The sequence below is a fragment of the Bradyrhizobium sp. JHI2711 genome, from assembly GCF_056156565.1.
Genome location: NZ_JBPZPT010000001.1, coordinates 2232066 through 2248683 on the forward strand (window position 1 = coordinate 2232066; position 16618 = coordinate 2248683).

Genomic DNA, 16618 nt, shown 5'->3' on the forward strand with positions numbered 1-16618 from the left:
TTCATGCCTTCTCAGCGAAGATTGGCTTTCTCGTTGTAGATCTTGAAGTCGACCAGCGTACCGAGCATCTGCAGGTACGCGACCAGCGCGTCCATCTCGGTCGGCGTGCCGGTCTTGCCGTCGAAATTGCGTACGACGGCCTTGGCGTAGCGCTTGGTGAAGGCGTCGGTGCCGGCATTGTCCGGATCGGCCTGGGCCTTCAGGTCGGCGGCGGCATTGGCGAGCTGCTCGTCGCTATAGGGCACGCCGACGGTCCTGAGGGTGCGCATGTCGCCGGCGATCGCATCCGGGTCGATCTCGGCCTTGCTGAGGAACGGATAGCCGGGCATCACGGACTGCGGCACGATCGCGCGCGGATTGGCCAGATGGGTGACGTGCCACTCGTCGGAATATTTGGCGCCGACACGGGCGAGATCCGGGCCGGTGCGCTTGGAGCCCCACTGGAACGGATGATCGTACATGCTCTCGGCGGCGAGCGAGAAATGGCCGTAGCGCTCGACCTCGTCGCGCAAGGGCCGGACCATCTGCGAATGGCAGAGATAGCAGCCCTCGCGGACATAGACGTTGCGCCCCGCCAGCTCCAGCGGCGTGTAGGGCCTGACCCCATCGACCTTCTCGATCGTGCTCTTGAGGTAGAACAGCGGAGTGATCTCGACGAGACCACCGACCGCGACCACCAGCAGGATGCCGACAATCAGGATGATCGAGTTCTTTTCGAAGATTTGGTGACGTGTCCAGAACGACATTGCTTGAGCTCCTCATTCCGCCGGCTGAAGAGCGACGGGCATCTGGACTTCCTGTTCGCCGACGCGAACCGTCATCCAGAGATTGTAGGCCATGATCAGCGAGCCGATCAGGAACAGGCCGCCGCCTGCGGCGCGGATGATGTAGAAGGGATGCATCGCCTCGACGGTCTCGATGAAGGAATATTCGAGGAAGCCGAGCGAGGTGTAGGCGCGCCACATCAGGCCTTGCAGGATGCCGGACACCCACATCGCCGAGATGTAGAGAACGATGCCGAGGGTGGCGACCCAGAAGTGCCAGTTGACGAGCTTGAGGCTGTAGAGGCCCTTGCGATTCCAGGCCCACGGCACCAGGCAATACAGCGCGCCGAAGGAGACGAAGCCGACCCAGCCGAGCGCGCCGGAATGCACGTGGCCGATGGTCCAGTCGGTGTAGTGGCTGAGCGAATTGACCACCTTGATCGACATCATCGGGCCTTCGAAGGTCGACATGCCGTAGAAGGCGACGGAGACCACGAGCATGCGCAGCACGGGATCGGTGCGCAGCTTGTCCCAGGCACCCGACAGCGTCATCAGGCCGTTGATCATGCCGCCCCAGGAGGGCATCCACAGCATGATCGAGAAGGTCATGCCGAGCGTCTGCGTCCAGTCCGGCAGCGCCGTGTAGTGCAGATGGTGGGGACCTGCCCAGATGTAGAGAAAGATCAGCGCCCAAAAGTGGATGATAGAGAGCCGGTAGGAATAGATCGGCCGCTCGGCACGCTTCGGGATGAAGTAGTACATGATGGCGAGGAAGCCGGCGGTCAGGAAGAAGCCGACCGCGTTGTGGCCGTACCACCACTGGAACATGGCGTCCTGGATGCCGCCCCAGGCGACGTAGGACTTCGAACCGAACACCGAAACGGGCAGCGCCGGGTTGTTGCCGAGATGCAGCACCGCGATCGTCACGATGAAGGCGAGATAGAACCAGTTCGCAACGAAGATGTGCGGCTCCTTGCGCTTGAAGATGGTGGCAAGGAAGACGAGCAGATAGACGACCCAGACGATGGTCAGCCACAGATCGGCGTACCATTCCGGCTCGGCATATTCCTTCGACTGGGTGACGCCGAGCAGATAGCCAGTGCCGGCGATCAGGATGAAGAAGTTGTAGCCGAGCACGACGAACCACGGCGCGAGGTCACCGGCAAGGCGCGCGCGGCAGGACTTCTGCACCACGTAGAACGAGGTCGCGATCAACACGTTGCCGCCGAAGGCGAAGATCACGGCGGAGGTGTGCAGCGGGCGCAGGCGGCCGAAGCTGATCCAGGGCAGATCGAAGTTCAGCGCGGGCCAGGCCAGCTGCGAGGCGATGATGAGGCCGACGAGGAATCCGGCAATGCCCCAGAACATCGCCATGAAGGCCGAGAACTTGATCGGCCCCATGCTGTAGTTCGGGCGGCCGTTGATCTCCTGGGCCGGCAGCGCCGCCGGCCGCTCGAAGTAGCGGTTGACGATGAAGAACACCGCAGCGAGGCTCGCCGCCGCGCTGAGCGCAGCGTGGAACGCGAAGGGCGCATCGAGCGCCTTGGCCGAGGCGATCACGCAGAGGAAAGCGGTGACTGCGAATACGACAGCCAAGCCGCTTTCACCGATGGTCATGGATTTTGAGATGGAGGGCTGGCTCATGCGGATTCTCTCTGAAAGAACACGCTGCCAGAAACCACATCCACCCTCGCGGGGAATTGATTGAAATCAAGATAGATGGATTTCTGTTAATGTGAGCCGATGCAGTGCCGGTTGAAATGCCCTCTCCCCTTGTGGGAGAGGGCAGCGAGAAAGGTGCGGCAAACTCACTTGGGTGAGGGGTTGGTTCCGCACGAAAAGTTTTTTCGTTGAAGCCGACCCCTCATCCGGCGCTTCGCGCCACCTTCTCCCGCAAGGGGAGAAGGGAAGAAAGATAGATAACCTCCGTGAAATCACGGAGGTTGGAACAGAAGGATCCAGACGTCACTCCCGCGCCGTCGCCTTGAGCGCCGCAATGACGTCCTCGCGCGCGATGATGCCGGCCAGCTTCTGCGCGCCGTCGAGCACGATGATGCTCCTGATGCGGTGCTCGACCATGATCTGGAGCACGCGCGTCAGCCGCGTGTCGGGGCTGACATAGATGAACTCGGGCGTCATGACGTCGCCGATCTTGCGGCTCATCAGGTCGTCGTAGCGCGGCAACATCTGGCTCGGCGTAAAGGCGAAGCACTTCAGGATGTCGAACTTGGTCACGATGCCGACCACCTGCCCGTCGTCTTCGACCGGATAGGAATTGAAATCGTCGGTCTCGAACATCTCGCTGAGCTGGAACAAGTCGAGGTCGCGCTGCACCGTCTTGACGTTGCGCGTCATGTAGCCGTCGACGGTCTGTTCAAGAAATTGGTACACGGCGCGTCCTCCTCGATTCCTCAAACTGGCCGGCCGGTGGTCAGTGCGACAGCAGCACGCTGCGGACGGTTTGCGTCACCAGATATTGAGTGACGCCTCCGAGGATCAGTTCGCGAAATCTCGAATGACCATAGGCGCCCGCGACGATCAGGCCCGCGCCGGTGTCGGCGGCGGCCTTCTCCAACCGCGCAGCAGCGGTTTCGGATCCTGCGGCCTCGAGGACGCGCGCCGTCGCGGTGATGCCGTGGCGGCCGAGCCAGGCGGCAACGTCGCTGACACCGGCCATCACGGCCGAACGTTCGTCGCCCCGCTCCGGGATTTCCACGATGGTGACGTCCTTCGCCTTGTGCAGCATCGGCAGCGCGCCCGCCACCGCCCGCCGCGCTTCCGGCGTGTCCTTCCACGCCACCAGCACGCTGCGCAGGTCGAGCCAGTTGGCCCGGTCGGGAACGACGAGCAGCGGGCGGCCGGTCTGCATCACCAGGTCCTTGGGACTCGCCAGCGAGAAAGCATCGGAGAAGGCCGGGCTCTGCCCGCCGCTGACGACGATGTCGGCGCAACGCGCCTGCGCCGTGACGAAGCGGGCCGGATAATCCATCGCGCTGCGCCACTCCGCATGCCCACCGCGATTCTTCACGGCCGCCCGGAATTGCGCTTCGAGCCCGGCCAGCCGCCGCTTGATCGAAGCTTCGCCCTCGTCGATCAGCGCTTGCGCCTCTGCGCCGTCGGTGAAATAGAGCGGCGGGACGAACTGCGCCGCAGCGACCCCGACGATGGCCGCCTCGAATCGTTCGGCGAGCTCGCCTGCGACCTGAAGACGCGCTTCGTTGGGCTGATCGAGCGCCAGGCTGACCATGACGGTGGCGTATGTCATCGGGAATCTCCAGCATTACAGAATTTTTTGAATCCTAGACCCGCTGCCGCGCAACAGGCTGAGCTAGATCAAATCCGACGCCTCTGGTGGCCCGCTCTCCCGGCGATGGGGAATCCGCCAGTGGATTCAACGTCCGCGCTTGCCTCCGGCCGAGCCTTGGGCGACATTGCTGAAGCGGTAACGGCATCCTGCCGGTCCGCCGAGAAGAGGAGCAGAGCCTTGGCGCCGACCCGCGGGAACCATCCGGCAGACGATGGTCGGGGCGAGCATTTCCGAGTCCGCATCGAGGGATTCGGGGTCGGCACCTGGGACCTCGACCTGCAGACTCGCGAACTCGACTGGTCGGACACGGCCAGGCGGCTGTTCGGCCTGCAGCCGGACCAGGCCGTCAGCTACGATCTCTTTCTTTCCCTGTTGGAGCCGGGCGATCGGGACCACCTCCTGAAGGCGATCGGGCGCACGTCGGAAGGCGGCGGGGGTCTCGACCTGTCCTTCAAGGTCCGCGGCGCAGCCGGAAACGGTCAATGGATCCGGGTCAGGGCCGGTGTGATCCGGGACGATGCGGGCACGCCGCGTCACCTCAGCGGGATATTCCTCGACATCAACGAGGAGAAGCAGCTCGAAGAGGCCCTGCGGTCCCAGGAGAATCATCTTCGCTCGATTCTCGAAACGGTGCCCGATGCCATGATCGTCATCGATTCACGCGGCATCATGCAGCTCTTCAGCAGCGCGGCGGAGCGGCTGTTCGGCTACAGCAGGCAGGAAGCGATCGGCCGGAACGTGAGCATTCTCATGCCGGAACCCGATCAGTCGCGTCACGACAGCTATCTCACGCGCTATCTCAGGACCAATGATCCGCACATCATCGGCATCGGCCGGATCGTGACGGGCAAACGCCGCGACGGCACGACCTTCCCGATGCACCTGTCCGTCGGGAAGACGCAACGCGCGGGCGAGCCCCATTTCACCGGCTTCGTGCGCGATCTCACCGAGCACCAGCAGACCCAGGCGCGGCTCCAGGAGCTGCAATCCGAGCTCGTGCACGTGTCGCGGCTGACCGCGATGGGCGAGATGGCTTCCGCGCTCGCCCACGAGCTCAACCAGCCGCTGGCGGCGATCAGCAATTACATGAAGGGATCGCGGCGCCTCCTCGCCGGCAGCACCGATCCCAACATGCCGAAGGTCGAAAGCGCGCTGGACCGTGCGGCGGAGCAGGCGTTGCGCGCCGGCCAGATCATCCGCCGCCTGCGCGACTTCGTCTCCCGCGGCGAATCCGAGAAGCGGGTCGAGAGCCTGTCCAAGCTGATCGAGGAAGCCGGCGCGCTCGGGCTCGCCGGCGCGCGCGAGCAGAACGTGCAGCTGCGCTTCAGCCTCGATCCCGACGCCGACCTCGTTCTCGCCGACCGGGTGCAGATTCAGCAGGTGCTGGTCAACCTGTTCCGCAACGCGCTCGAGGCGATGGCGCAGTCGCAGCGGCGCGAGCTCGTTGTCGCCAACACCCGTGTCGCCGACGGCATGATCGAGGTGGAGGTCTCCGACACCGGCATCGGCTTCCGGGAAGACATCATTCCAAACCTGTTCCAGACCTTCTTCACCACCAAGGACACCGGCATGGGCGTGGGACTCTCCATCAGCCGCTCGATCATCGAGGCCCATGGCGGCCGCATGTGGGCCGAGAGCAACGCAGCGGGCGGAGCGACGTTCCGCTTCACCCTGCCGGCAACCGACGAGAGCTGATCCATGACGACCAAGGGAAATGTTTACGTCATCGACGACGACGCAGCGATGCGGGACTCGCTGAACTTCCTGCTGGATTCCGCCGGCTTCGCCGTCACTTTGTTCGACGACGCGCTCGCCTTTCTCGAAGCCCTGCCCGGCCTCGGTTTCGGCTGCGTCGTCTCCGACGTGCGCATGCCCGGCCTCGACGGCATCGAGCTCTTGAAGCGGATGAAGGCGCAGCAAAGCCCATTCCCGATCGTGATCATGACCGGTCACGGCGACGTGCCGCTGGCGGTCGAGGCGATGAAGCTCGGGGCGGTCGACTTCCTGGAAAAGCCATTCGATGACGACCGTCTCACCGCCATGATCGAGTCGGCGCTCCGCCAGGCCGAGCCCGCCGCCAAGAACGAGGCCGTCGCGCAGGACATCGCTGCCCGCGTCGCGTCCTTGAGCCCGCGGGAACGCCAGGTCATGGAGGGGCTGGTCGCGGGCCTCTCCAACAAGCTGATCGCCCGCGAATACGACATCAGCCCGCGGACCATCGAGGTCTACCGGGCCAACGTCATGACCAAGATGCAGGCGAGCAGCCTTTCGGAACTGGTTCGCCTCGCGATGCGCGCCGGCATGCTCAACGATTGAGGCAGGTCAAGGCGACTTCACGGCGCAGTGCTAGCCAGACAGCATGGTTGAGGTCAGCCCACATCGTGCGCGGCCGTCGTCCTCCCCACAACCCACCGTCTTTGTGGTCGACGATGATGCCGCAGTTCTCGGATCCCTGCGGTTCCTGCTGGAGACCGACGGCTTCGCCGTGCGGACCTTCAGGAGTGGCACGGCGCTGCTCAATCTCGGCGCCGCGCCCGGGCCGGACTGCTACGTCATCGACTACAAGATGCCCGACATCAACGGCATCGATTTGACCGGCCGGCTTCGCAAATCCCACCGCGACGCGCCCGTGATCCTGATCACCGGCTATCCCGACGAGAACATCTCGGCCCGGGCCGCGATGGCGGGCATCAAGGACGTGGTTTTGAAGCCGCTTCTCGACGAAAACCTGGTCAAGTGCATCCGCCACGCCATCCAGGACCGCCCCGGAGCGGGACCTAGGGACTCTACGTAGGTAAACATCCCTAAGATAACGCGCGAAATTTCCGGATTGCGTGTTTCATCGTAGCAGTGCTCCATCACAACGGAGATGGCGCAGATGCTGACCCAGACGCTCAACACCCAGGCGATCAACACCCAAATCGGTGGCAGGATTGCTCCTGCCCACCCCGTTACCGACCAGTTCGGCGCGATCGCGGGCCATGTCGGCCTGGTCGCCACCGAGTTCTCCTACGGCAAGGACGAGGAGATCTATGGCGAGGAGGAGGCGGCCGAATATGTCTATCAGGTCGTGACCGGCGCGGTGCGCAGCTACAAGCTTCTCTCCGACGGCCGCCGCCAGATCGGCGCCTTCCATCTTCCCGGCGACGTGTTCGGCCTCGAATCCGGTCCCACTCACCGCCTCGCCGCTGAAGCCATCATCGACACCACAGTCCGCCTCGTGAAGCGCGCCAGCCTGGAAAAGGCCGCCGGCACCGACGTGCAGGTCGCCCGCAAGCTCTGGGCCATGACGGCCGGCGAGTTGCGCCATGCCGAGGACCACATGCTGCTGCTGGGCCGCAAGACTGCGATGGAGCGTGTTGCGACCTTCCTGCTCGAAATGGACCGCCGCCTCGCCGTCGCCGGCATGATGGCACTGCCGATGTGCCGGCGCGACATCGGCGACTATCTCGGCCTCACCTTGGAGACCGTGTCGCGCGCGCTGTCGCAGCTTCACGCTCAGGGCATTCTCGGTTTCTCCGGTGCCCGCCAGATCGTGCTGCGCAACCGCCAGCGTCTGCACAATCTCGACGCCTGATCCTCAATCTTCCTCCCCACCCACTTTGGCCGGCTGAATTCGTTCAGCCGGCCATTTCTTTGGTGGCTGTCAGACCCGTGCGCCGCGTCTCCGGCATCACAAAGAAGATCAGCAGGAGCCCCGCTGCGGCAACGCCGGACAGCCCGATGAATGCGGTGGCATTGCCGAACTTGTCGCTGACATAGCCGCCAAGCACCGTGCTCAGCGACGCGCCGATGCCCGTTGCGGTGCCGACGATCCCCTGCGCCAGGTTGAAATGCCCGCTGCCGAACGCGACGTCGGCGACGATCAGCGGGATCATCACCGCGAAGACCGCCGCGGTGATGCCGTCGAACACCTGCACCAGCACCAACAGATACGGATCGCGCACGGTCGCAAACAACAGGCCGCGAATCGCCAGAGCACCGAATCCGATCAGCAGCAGCGGGCGCCGGCCCCACGCTTGCGCCTTGCGCCCGACCGTCGGCGACAGCAGCGCCACGATCGCTTGCGGAACGACGATGCAAAAGGCGACGAGCACGGTCGCCCATTGGCTCGATCGCGCCGTCACCGCGCTCGCCATCAGCGGCATCATCGCGGCGTTCGCGAGCTGCAGCAGCAGCACGCTGAGCGCGAACACGATGAGCGGGCGCTGCCGGATCAGGTGCCAGATATTGGGATCGCCGCGGTCGGCGGCTTCAGGCGGCAGCTCGCCGTGACAGCGCCTGATGTCGACCTCGTTCTCGCGGATGCGCGACAGAGCGATCAGGGTTGGAATCACGAGCAGGAAGGTGACCAGGAAGACCGAGCGGCTCGATAACAGGTAGCCCGCGGTGCCCATCACCGCCGCCGCGACGCCGTTGCCGAGCGAGGCGAAGCGCGCGTTGCGCCCGAGCCGCTCGCCGATCGCGAGCGGGCCGACGAGGCCGAGGCTGATCGCGGCGATCGCCGGCCCGAGCACGCAGCTCGCCATCGCATGCAGCGTGGCGGCGGTCACCACGACGGCGAAGATCGGCATCGCCGCATAGGCCAGCGCGCAGGCGCCGATGGTCGCGATCGCGAGGGCGGCGACGAGGCGCTCCGATTTCGCGGCATCGATGATCGCGCCGCCCGGCATCTGGCCGATCAGGGCGACGATGCCGCCGATCGACAGCACGAACCCGATCTCGACCTGGGTCCATTTCTGCGTCGTCAGATAGACCGCGATGAAGGGACCGAATCCGGTCTGCACGTCGGCGAGGAAGAAGATGAACCAGTCGAGGCCGCGGAGGCTCTGCCGCGACGGGGCCGGAATGCCCGCAGCCGCCGGCTCCACGACGTTGTCCTGCTCGACGACGCCGCCGCGATCTGCATGGTTCGGCTTCCTCGACAACAGCACGGGCGGTCAGCCCTCCCTGCACCTCACTGAATCGCTTGCAGCGGCTGAAGGCTGCCGGACGCGCCGAGCACGACGATCGGCGTGTCCTCCTTGTATTCCGGTGCGGCCGCGACCTGCGCCTTGGTCAATTCCAGCGTGATGCTGTCCTTCTTGTTGGCGATCTTGCCGAAGCGCAGCGCGTTCCAGTCGACGACGATCTTGCGGCTGCCGACGCCGAGGAAGCCGCCGAAATCGATCGCCGCAGCGCGGACATGGCCGGTGCGATCGACGATGACGTCGACGATGCGACCCATGTCCTCGCCGGCGGCGCTGCGAACGTCGCGGCCGAGAACGCCGTGGGCCTCGCTCGCGCCGATGATGGTCACCGATGGCGGCGGCGCGGCGTCCTTGGGCGTGACGGGCACCGTGGAAGCCGGCGGTTGCACATTTGCCGGTGCCTTTGCCTCGCTCGGGGATGCAGGCGGCTCCTCGGCCGCGCGCGATTCGGCGACCGTCAAGCCCGCGACGATCGCCACGCCCAAGATCAACCTTCCGATCGCACGCATGACCTCCTCCTCGCGCCTCTAGCGCGCCAGCACGATCGAGACCTGGATCTGACCGCGCGTGCGCAACACTTCCAGCGCCACGTCGTCGCCGTGACGGCTGACGCGAAGATCGACGCTGGATTCGCCAAGGCGCAGATCGCGCAGGATCACCTCGTTGAGGAACGCCGGCAGATGCGGGTTGCGCAGGCGAATCTCGCCGCGCGCGACGTCGAACTCGAGGCCGAGCGCCGCCTCCAGCAACGTGAACGGCGTCGCGCTGGCCCAGGCCTGCGGCGCGCAGGCGACCGGGTACAGCGTCGGCCCGCGCCGCTTCTCGCGCCGGAAGCCGCAGAACAATTCGGGCAGCCGGCGCAAATCCATGTAGGTCGCGGCGTCGAACAGCCCCTTGAAGACATGCGCCACCGAATGCTTGAGGCCGTAGCGCGCCAGCCCCAGCGCGATCAGCGCGTTGTCGTGCGGCCAGATCGATCCGTCATGGTAGGACATCGGGTTGTAGCGCACCTCGCCTTGCGCGACGGTGCGGATGCCCCAGCCCGAGAAGAAATGCGGCCGCATCAGATCGGCGGCGACGAGACGCGCGCGGTCCTCGCGGACCATGCCGCTGAACAGGATCTGCCCGGCATTCGAGGTCCTCACCTTGCAGGGCCGCTTCTTGCCGTCGAGCGCGAGCGCATAGGTGCCGAGCTCCTCGCACCAGAACGCCTGCTCGAAGCGCTCGGCGAGCGCCCTGGCTTCGGCCTCGAGCTTGCGCACGCGGTCCGGCTTGCCGAGCCGCAGCGCGCAACGCGCCGCGAGCTGCTTGGCGGCAAAGACGTAGCCCTGGACCTCCGCGAGCGCGATATTGCCCTCGGCAAGCCGGCCGTCGGCATGGAAGATCGCGTCATAGGAATCCTTCCAGCCCTGGTTCGCCAGCCCTTTCTCGGTCGCGCGCTGGTACTCGACGAAGCCGTCCTGATCGGGATCGCCCGGACCGTCGATCCAGGCGAGCCCCGCCTCGATCGCGGGCCACAGCTCGATCAACGTGGCCTCGTCGCCGGTGCGCTCGAAATAGCTGCCTGCGAGCAGCACGAACAGCGCGGTCGAATCGACGCTGCCGTAGTAATGCGCGAACGGGACTTCCCCGAGCGCCGCCATCTCGCCGCCGCGCATCTCGTGCAGGATCTTGCCGGGCGCGGCGTCCGCGAGCGGATCGACCGCCGCGGCCTGGAAATGCGCGAGCCGGCGCAGGACGCCCTTGGCAATGCGCGGATCGACCCAGAGCATCTGCAGCGCGGTGATGAGGCCGTCGCGCCCGAACGTCGTCGAGTACCAGGGAATGCCGGCATAGGGATAGCGTCCCTGCGGCGTCTCGGTCATCAGCATGTTGAGGTCGGCCATGGCCTGGCACAGCACCTCGTTGAAGATGTTGTTGGAGGTCTCGATGCTGGCCGCGCCCATGGTCGACTGCCGCATCTCGCGGCGGTGCGCCAGCAGACCCGGGAAGAACCGCACCGGCTTCTCCGTCAGCGGCCGGTTGCAGGACACGGCCACGAACAGCGATTTGGCCTGGTGCGGCTCCAGGTCGAGCTCCCAGGTCGCAGCGTTGACCGAGAGCCGCGTCGGACGCGGATCGAAATGCAGGCCGGTGGTCCGCTCGGCGTCGTCAAGGCCGCGATACTCGAACAGGACGTCGGTCGGCCCGAGCAGCCGGCCGGTTCCGACGCCGCGGCGCGGCCGCCGCTCGCCGCGGACCTCGAACAGATCGGCGAAGTCGTTGCCGAACAGCAGCGTCAGCTCGAAGCTGGTGCGCCGGTCGCCATGGTTCTGCACGCCGATGCGCTGGTACGCGGTGCCGCGCCACAGGAAGATGGTGCGCACGACGTGCAACAGGTCCTTTTGCAGAACGAGGTTGCCCTGCCGGTAGATGTCCGGATTGGTGAGATCGACGGTCAACGCCGAATTGTCGTCGCGCAGATTCGAGCCGAGCAGCAGCGGCTGGAGATCGTCGAGCACGAGCTCCAGCCGCGCAAGATAGCGCGTGTCGTGATGGAACAGCCCGTCCGGCCCGCCAGCGGACGCGCCGATGTCGCCGTGGCTGTCGAGCACGATAAAGGTGTCGTCGTGCTTGAGCGAACGCCGCGGCCGGGCCGAGGGCCCGGTCATCGGAATGTAGAAGGGCTGTTCCGCGACCTGTTCCGGGGTCCGCGTCACGGAGACGAACTGGGTTACGGCTTCTGCCGACATGAGCTGCTCCCCTGCGCTTGATTCGAAACGCGACCGACTCGAGAACGCGACTGTTGGTTTACGCGGCGGCTTGCGCGAGCCGGCTCATTTCCTGCGTGACCAGCTCACGATACGGCCCGTGACCCTGCATCAGGCGCTCGGGCGAGCCGTCCTCGATGATCTTACCATTCCTCAACACCACGACACGATCGAAATTGCGCAGCGTCGCAAGGCGATGAGCGATCGCGATCACGGTGCGGCCGCGCATCAGGCGGGACAGCGCCTCGCGGATCGCCTCCTCGGATTCGCTGTCGAGCGCGGCGGTCGCCTCGTCCAGCAGCAGGATCGGCGCGTCCTTCAGGAAGGCGCGCGCGATCGCGATGCGCTGGCGCTGGCCGCCCGACATCTTGACGCCGCGGTCGCCGACCATGGTGTCGAGGCCCTCGGGCAGGCTCTCGACGAAGTCGCAGCGCGCTGCGATCGCCGCGCGCAGCACCTCGTCGTCGGTCGCGTTCGGCCGGCCATAACGGATGTTCTCGCGAATCGAGCGATGAAACAAGGAAATGTCCTGCGGCACGACGGAAATCGCCTCGCGCAGGCTCAGCTGCGTCACCTTCGAGATGTCCTGGCCGTCAATGGTGATATTGCCCTCGTCGACGTCGTAGAAGCGCTGCAGCAGCGTGAACAGCGTCGACTTGCCGCCGCCGGACTGGCCGACCAGTCCGACGCGCTGGCCGGGCTGGAGGCGCAGGCTGAAGCGCTCGAAGATCTTGTCGCTGCCGGGATAGCCGAAGGTGACGTTGTTGTACGCGATGGCCGCGCCGCTTTTGACCAGGGGCTCGGCCTCGGGATGATCGCGGAGCTCGTGCGGCACCAGCAGCGTGGCGATCGCCTCTGTCAGACGCGCGACGTGCTGGGTGACGTCGACCAGCGCCACCGCGAGATCGCGCGTCGCGCTCAGGATCGAGATGCCGAGCGTACAGACCAGCACGACGTCGCCGGTCGTCGCTTGGCCCTTCTGCCAGAGCGAGATCGCCCAGGCCATCAGCGCAATGGTCAGAAGCACGGTGATGACGGCATGCAACAGCCGCAGCTTCTCCAGATAACGCAGGCTGCGGCTGCGCGCGGTCAGCTCCTGGTTCACGGTCGCGTCGAACCGCTCATGCTCGTGGCTGATGCCGCAGAAGGCGCGCACCAGCGGCATGTTGCTGATGACGTCGATCATCTCGCCGTCGACCAATGCGGCCTTGTCGGCGAAATCGTCATGCAGCGGTTTGCCGGCCGCGGCCAGGCGAAACATCGCAACCACCATGCCGCCCGCGATCGCGATCAGGCCGAGCGCCATGTAGGGACTGACGGTTCCAATCAGGATGATTGCCGCAATTGTGGCAATGCACGGCGGCAACACATTCCAGACGAACATGTTCTCGACGGTGAACACCGCGTTCGAGGTCGCGGTGATGCGGCTCGTCAGCATGCCGGGCATCCGGTCCGAGAAGTAGCTCGGGGCGTGCCCGGTCAGATGACGAAATATGTCACGCCGTAAATCGCCCGTGACCCGGACGAAGGTGAAGCTCGCCGTCCAGCTTGCGATCCGCCACAGGAAGTTGTCGGCGGCAATCAGTGACATGAGCAGAATGAATGCCAGCCATACGCCACCGCCATACGAGGGACCGGCCGACAAGGCGTCAACCAGAGCTTTGACGCCATACTGGGTGCCTACGGAGCAGGCAACGGCCCCCACGACCGCGGTCAGGATCACCAAATGCGACGCGAGACGACGCCGGAGATAGCGCAGGACAAAGGCAAATGGCCTACGCGCGTACCCAGAAAGCTGATCCATATGGCTGTCGCCCCGTTATGCTGATTTTTCGTTTCGTTACTGGTCGAGTGAACATCGACCGCTTCGCCTCGGTTCCCGGGCAATCCCATCACGACATGCGGATGCGGACGATGTGCGAAGATGTAGTGGCAGCATCGCGACGCTCCGCCGACGTGTCGAATATGTAACGTTCGGGGGAAGGAACTTCGCAGGTGCGGGAACGTTCCCTCGTCTGGCATTGCCGGTGCCGTTAAGGCGGGGGTTTCAACTTCATGATCGCAGAGGAGATGGTGAGATGCGCATCGCGCAGGTAGCTCCGTTGACGGAGGCTGTTCCACCCAAGCTGTATGGCGGCACCGAGCGGGTGGTGCATTGGTTGACGGAAGAGCTGGTGGCCCTGGGCCATGACGTGACGCTTTTCGCCAGCGGCGACTCGCGGACATCGGCCAAGCTCGATGCATTATGGCCGCGGGCGCTTCGGCTCGACGGTTCCGTGCGCGATCCCAACGCGCTGCACATGGTGCTACTGGAGCGGGTGCGGCAAAAATGTGACGACGAGGAGTTCGATTTCCTCCACTTCCATCTCGACTATTATCCCTGGTCGTTGTTCCACCGCCAGCCGACCCCGTTCGTGACGACGTTGCACGGCCGGCTCGATCTTCCCGAGCATCAGCCGGTCTTCAACACCTTCACCAAGATGCCGGTCATCTCGATCTCCAATGCGCAGCGGCGGCCGGTGCCGCAGGCGAACTGGGTGACGACGATCCATCACGGCCTGCCGGAGAAGCTGCTGACGCCGAAGCCGGCGAAACAGGAATACCTCGCCGTGCTCGGCCGCATCGCGCCCGAGAAGGGCGTCGATCGCGCCATCAAGATCGCGACCCATTGCGGCATTCCGCTCAAGATCGCGGCCAAGGTCGACCGTGCCGACCAGGATTATTACGACGAGCTGATCCGGCCGATGATCGAGAACAATCCGTTGGTCGATTTCATCGGCGAGATCAGCGATCACGAGAAATCGGATTTCCTCAGCGGCGCGCTCGGCCTCTTGCTGCCGATCGACTGGCCGGAGCCGTTCGGCCTCGTCATGATCGAGGCCATGGCGTGCGGAACGCCGGTCGTCGCCTTCAACCGCGGCTCGGTGCCGGAGATCATCGACGAGGGCCTCACCGGCTTCATCGTCGAGGACGTCATCAGCGCCGCGGGCGTGGTGACCCGGCTTCCGCAACTCGACCGCGCCGCGATCCGCAAGCAGTTCGAAACGCGCTTCACCGCGCGGCGCATGGCCCTGGACTACCTCGCCGCATATCGCAGCCTGACCGAGGCGCAGGCACCGCGGATCAAGCTGGTGAGCAGCGCAGAGTAGACTTTCTACATCGCTGCCGGTCTCTTCCCTTCTCCCCTTGTGGGAGAAGGTGGCGCGAAGCGCCGGATGAGGGGTATGTCTCCGCTCGCAGAACTGTTCGTGAGGAGAGAAACCCCTCACCCGGCTTCGCTTCGCGAAGCCACCCTCTCCCACAAGGGGAGAGGGTACACCTGTCGCACCGCTACATCCCCAATAGCCGCGGCAGCCACAGCGACAGGCCCGGCCAATAGGTCACCACCACGAGGAAGCCCAGCATCGTCAGCAGCCACGGCCACACTGCGACCGTGAGCTCGGTGATCCCCATCTTGGCGATGCCCGAGGCGACGTAGAGATTGAGGCCGACCGGCGGATGGCAAAGGCCGACCTCCATGTTGACCGTCATCAGGATGCCGAAATGGATCGGGTCGATGCCGAGCTTGACCGCGACCGGAAACAGGATCGGCGCCATGATCAGGATGATCGAGGACGGCTCCATCACATTGCCTGCGAGCAGCAGCAGGATGTTGACGAGCAGCAGGAAACCGATCCAGCCCAGGCCCTGGTCGATCATCCATTGCGCCAGCGCCTGCGGCACGTTCTCGTAGGTCATCAGGAACGAGAACAGCACGGCGTTGGTGATGATGTAGAGCAGCATCGCCGAGAGGTTGGCCGACGACAGCAGCACGCGCGGCACGTCGCGCAGCTTCAGATCCTTGTAGATGAACACGGCGACGATGAAGGCGTAGACCGCGCTGACGGCCGCAGCTTCAGTCGGCGTGAACAGGCCGCTGTAGATGCCGCCGATCACGATCACGATCAGGAGGATGCCCCAGATCGACTTGCGGAACGCATCGAGACGCTCCATGAAGGTCGCCTTCGGCATCCGCGGATAGTCGTTGCGCCAGGCGCGATAGAACGTCGTGGCGCCGAGCAGCGATGCGAGCGCAAGCCCCGGCACGATGCCGGCGATGAACAGCTTGCCGACCGAGCTGTTAGTCGAGACGGCGTACAGCACCATCGGGATCGACGGCGGAATCAGAATGCCGAGCGAGCCCGACGTCGTGATCACGCCGGCGCCGAACCGCTTCGGAAAGCCTTGCGCGACCATCGCGGGCAGGATCACCGAGCCGATCGCCACCACGGTCGCCGGCGAGGAGCCGGAGATCGCGGCGAACAGCGCGCAGGCGACCACGCCCGACAGCGCGAGCCCGCCGTACCAATGGCCGACCAGCGAGGTTGCGAAGGTGATCATCCGCCGCGCCACACCGCCATGGGTCAGGAAGTTGCCGGCGAGGATAAAGAACGGGATCGCCATGATCTCGAAATTCTCGATGCCGGTGAACAGCTTTAGCGCCACCGATTCGGTTCGCACGTCGGTCAGCGTGAACATGAAGGAGAGCACGGTCAGACCCAGCGCGATCGAGATCGGCATGCCGGTCAGCATCAGCGAGAGCAGCAGCGCGAACACGATGAAGACGCGCAGGCCCTGCGGCAAGGTGATGACATGGGCCGCATGCGCGAAGCACAGCGCGACGATCAGGACCGGCAGCAGCATCAGGATCCAGCCGAGCGGGCTGCGCTCGTCCCGGACCACCTGGGTGGGCGTGACCGGCGCCGGATGCACCGGATCCGCCTCGACGCCCTCGACGCCCGCCATATCGTGATGCGGCAGCTCGCCGGTGCGGTAGAACGACCAGGC

At 65.0% G+C, this 16618-nt stretch carries 14 protein-coding genes; 5 read left to right on the top strand and 9 right to left on the bottom strand.

All coding sequences use genetic code 11. The features are described 5' to 3' along the window. Positions 1 to 11: 11 nt before the first annotated feature. The 4 genes from ccoO to ACTEK7_RS10450 form a co-directional block, all read right to left on the bottom strand. Positions 12 to 746, bottom strand: a complete 735-nt coding sequence (ccoO, locus tag ACTEK7_RS10435) for a cytochrome-c oxidase, cbb3-type subunit II (RefSeq protein WP_036025943.1) — start codon at positions 744 to 746, stop codon at positions 12 to 14. A 12-nt stretch (positions 747 to 758) separates the two neighbouring features. Beyond that, positions 759 to 2408, bottom strand: a complete 1650-nt coding sequence (gene ccoN, locus ACTEK7_RS10440) for a cytochrome-c oxidase, cbb3-type subunit I (RefSeq protein WP_036004408.1) — start codon at positions 2406 to 2408, stop codon at positions 759 to 761. 321 nt (positions 2409 to 2729) lie between these two features. Next, positions 2730 to 3155: a CBS domain-containing protein gene (locus tag ACTEK7_RS10445; RefSeq protein WP_225146138.1), complete on the bottom strand. Its 426-nt coding sequence runs from the start codon at positions 3153 to 3155 to the stop codon at positions 2730 to 2732. Positions 3156 to 3195: 40 nt separating this feature from the next. Beyond that, a complete protein-coding gene (locus ACTEK7_RS10450) occupies positions 3196 to 4029 on the bottom strand; it encodes a universal stress protein (RefSeq protein WP_225146139.1) in 834 nt (277 codons plus the stop codon). Between the two features lie 219 nt (positions 4030 to 4248). Between ACTEK7_RS10450 and fixL the strand changes: the two genes are divergently transcribed. The 4 genes from fixL to ACTEK7_RS10470 all read left to right on the top strand — a co-directional run bounded on the left by fixL (position 4249) and on the right by ACTEK7_RS10470 (position 7648). After that, positions 4249 to 5766, top strand: coding sequence for a sensor protein FixL (gene fixL / locus ACTEK7_RS10455; protein WP_225146140.1), 1518 nt, complete (start codon positions 4249 to 4251; stop codon positions 5764 to 5766). A 3-nt stretch (positions 5767 to 5769) separates the two neighbouring features. Continuing rightward, a complete protein-coding gene (gene fixJ / locus ACTEK7_RS10460; RefSeq protein ID WP_225146141.1) occupies positions 5770 to 6387 on the top strand; it encodes a response regulator FixJ in 618 nt (205 codons plus the stop codon). A gap of 43 nt (positions 6388 to 6430) precedes the next feature. Continuing rightward, the gene (locus tag ACTEK7_RS10465) at positions 6431 to 6865 is read left to right on the top strand and encodes a response regulator transcription factor (protein ID WP_036004393.1); all 435 of its coding nucleotides are present in this window, start codon (positions 6431 to 6433) and stop codon (positions 6863 to 6865) included. An 84-nt stretch (positions 6866 to 6949) separates the two neighbouring features. Beyond that, positions 6950 to 7648 (top strand): helix-turn-helix domain-containing protein, encoded by a 699-nt coding sequence (locus ACTEK7_RS10470; protein ID WP_225146142.1) that lies wholly within the window; start codon positions 6950 to 6952, stop codon positions 7646 to 7648. Between the two features lie 43 nt (positions 7649 to 7691). Here the strand turns inward: ACTEK7_RS10470 and ACTEK7_RS10475 are convergent, their stop codons facing one another. Genes ACTEK7_RS10475 through ACTEK7_RS10490 form a run of 4 tightly spaced genes read right to left on the bottom strand, consistent with a single transcriptional unit; the run spans position 7692 to position 13595 of the window. Then, positions 7692 to 9005 (bottom strand): MFS transporter, encoded by a 1314-nt coding sequence (locus ACTEK7_RS10475; protein WP_225146143.1) that lies wholly within the window; start codon positions 9003 to 9005, stop codon positions 7692 to 7694. 23 nt (positions 9006 to 9028) lie between these two features. Continuing rightward, entirely contained in the window at positions 9029 to 9550 is a 522-nt protein-coding gene (locus ACTEK7_RS10480; protein ID WP_057026798.1) for a PRC-barrel domain-containing protein, read from the bottom strand. Positions 9551 to 9568: 18 nt separating this feature from the next. Next, entirely contained in the window at positions 9569 to 11773 is a 2205-nt protein-coding gene (locus ACTEK7_RS10485) for an amylo-alpha-1,6-glucosidase (RefSeq protein WP_036004384.1), read from the bottom strand. Between the two features lie 58 nt (positions 11774 to 11831). Further along, positions 11832 to 13595: an ABC transporter ATP-binding protein gene (locus tag ACTEK7_RS10490; RefSeq protein WP_036004382.1), complete on the bottom strand. Its 1764-nt coding sequence runs from the start codon at positions 13593 to 13595 to the stop codon at positions 11832 to 11834. A gap of 274 nt (positions 13596 to 13869) precedes the next feature. On the opposite strand from ACTEK7_RS10490, the gene ACTEK7_RS10495 reads away from it, so the two are divergent. Next, positions 13870 to 14940 carry a glycosyltransferase family 4 protein gene (locus ACTEK7_RS10495; protein WP_225146144.1) on the top strand — a complete coding sequence of 357 codons (1071 nt, stop codon included), beginning with the start codon at positions 13870 to 13872 and terminating at the stop codon, positions 14938 to 14940. Between the two features lie 181 nt (positions 14941 to 15121). On the opposite strand, the gene ACTEK7_RS10500 is transcribed toward ACTEK7_RS10495, so the two are convergent. Continuing rightward, entirely contained in the window at positions 15122 to 16402 is a 1281-nt protein-coding gene (locus ACTEK7_RS10500; RefSeq protein ID WP_225146237.1) for a TRAP transporter large permease, read from the bottom strand. Positions 16403 to 16618 lie beyond the last annotated feature (216 nt).

Coding starts and splice junctions, on each gene's coding strand:
- ACTEK7_RS10485 (WP_036004384.1), bottom strand. CDS start 11,773: ATGTCGGCAGAAGCCGTAACCCAGTTCGTCTCCGTGACGCGGACCCCG.
- ACTEK7_RS10470 (WP_225146142.1), top strand. CDS start 6,950: ATGCTGACCCAGACGCTCAACACCCAGGCGATCAACACCCAAATCGGT.
- ACTEK7_RS10495 (WP_225146144.1), top strand. CDS start 13,870: ATGCGCATCGCGCAGGTAGCTCCGTTGACGGAGGCTGTTCCACCCAAG.
- ccoO (WP_036025943.1), bottom strand. CDS start 746: ATGTCGTTCTGGACACGTCACCAAATCTTCGAAAAGAACTCGATCATC.
- ACTEK7_RS10490 (WP_036004382.1), bottom strand. CDS start 13,595: ATGGATCAGCTTTCTGGGTACGCGCGTAGGCCATTTGCCTTTGTCCTG.
- ACTEK7_RS10480 (WP_057026798.1), bottom strand. CDS start 9,550: ATGCGTGCGATCGGAAGGTTGATCTTGGGCGTGGCGATCGTCGCGGGC.
- ACTEK7_RS10450 (WP_225146139.1), bottom strand. CDS start 4,029: ATGACATACGCCACCGTCATGGTCAGCCTGGCGCTCGATCAGCCCAAC.
- fixJ (WP_225146141.1), top strand. CDS start 5,770: ATGACGACCAAGGGAAATGTTTACGTCATCGACGACGACGCAGCGATG.
- ccoN (WP_036004408.1), bottom strand. CDS start 2,408: ATGAGCCAGCCCTCCATCTCAAAATCCATGACCATCGGTGAAAGCGGC.
- ACTEK7_RS10465 (WP_036004393.1), top strand. CDS start 6,431: ATGGTTGAGGTCAGCCCACATCGTGCGCGGCCGTCGTCCTCCCCACAA.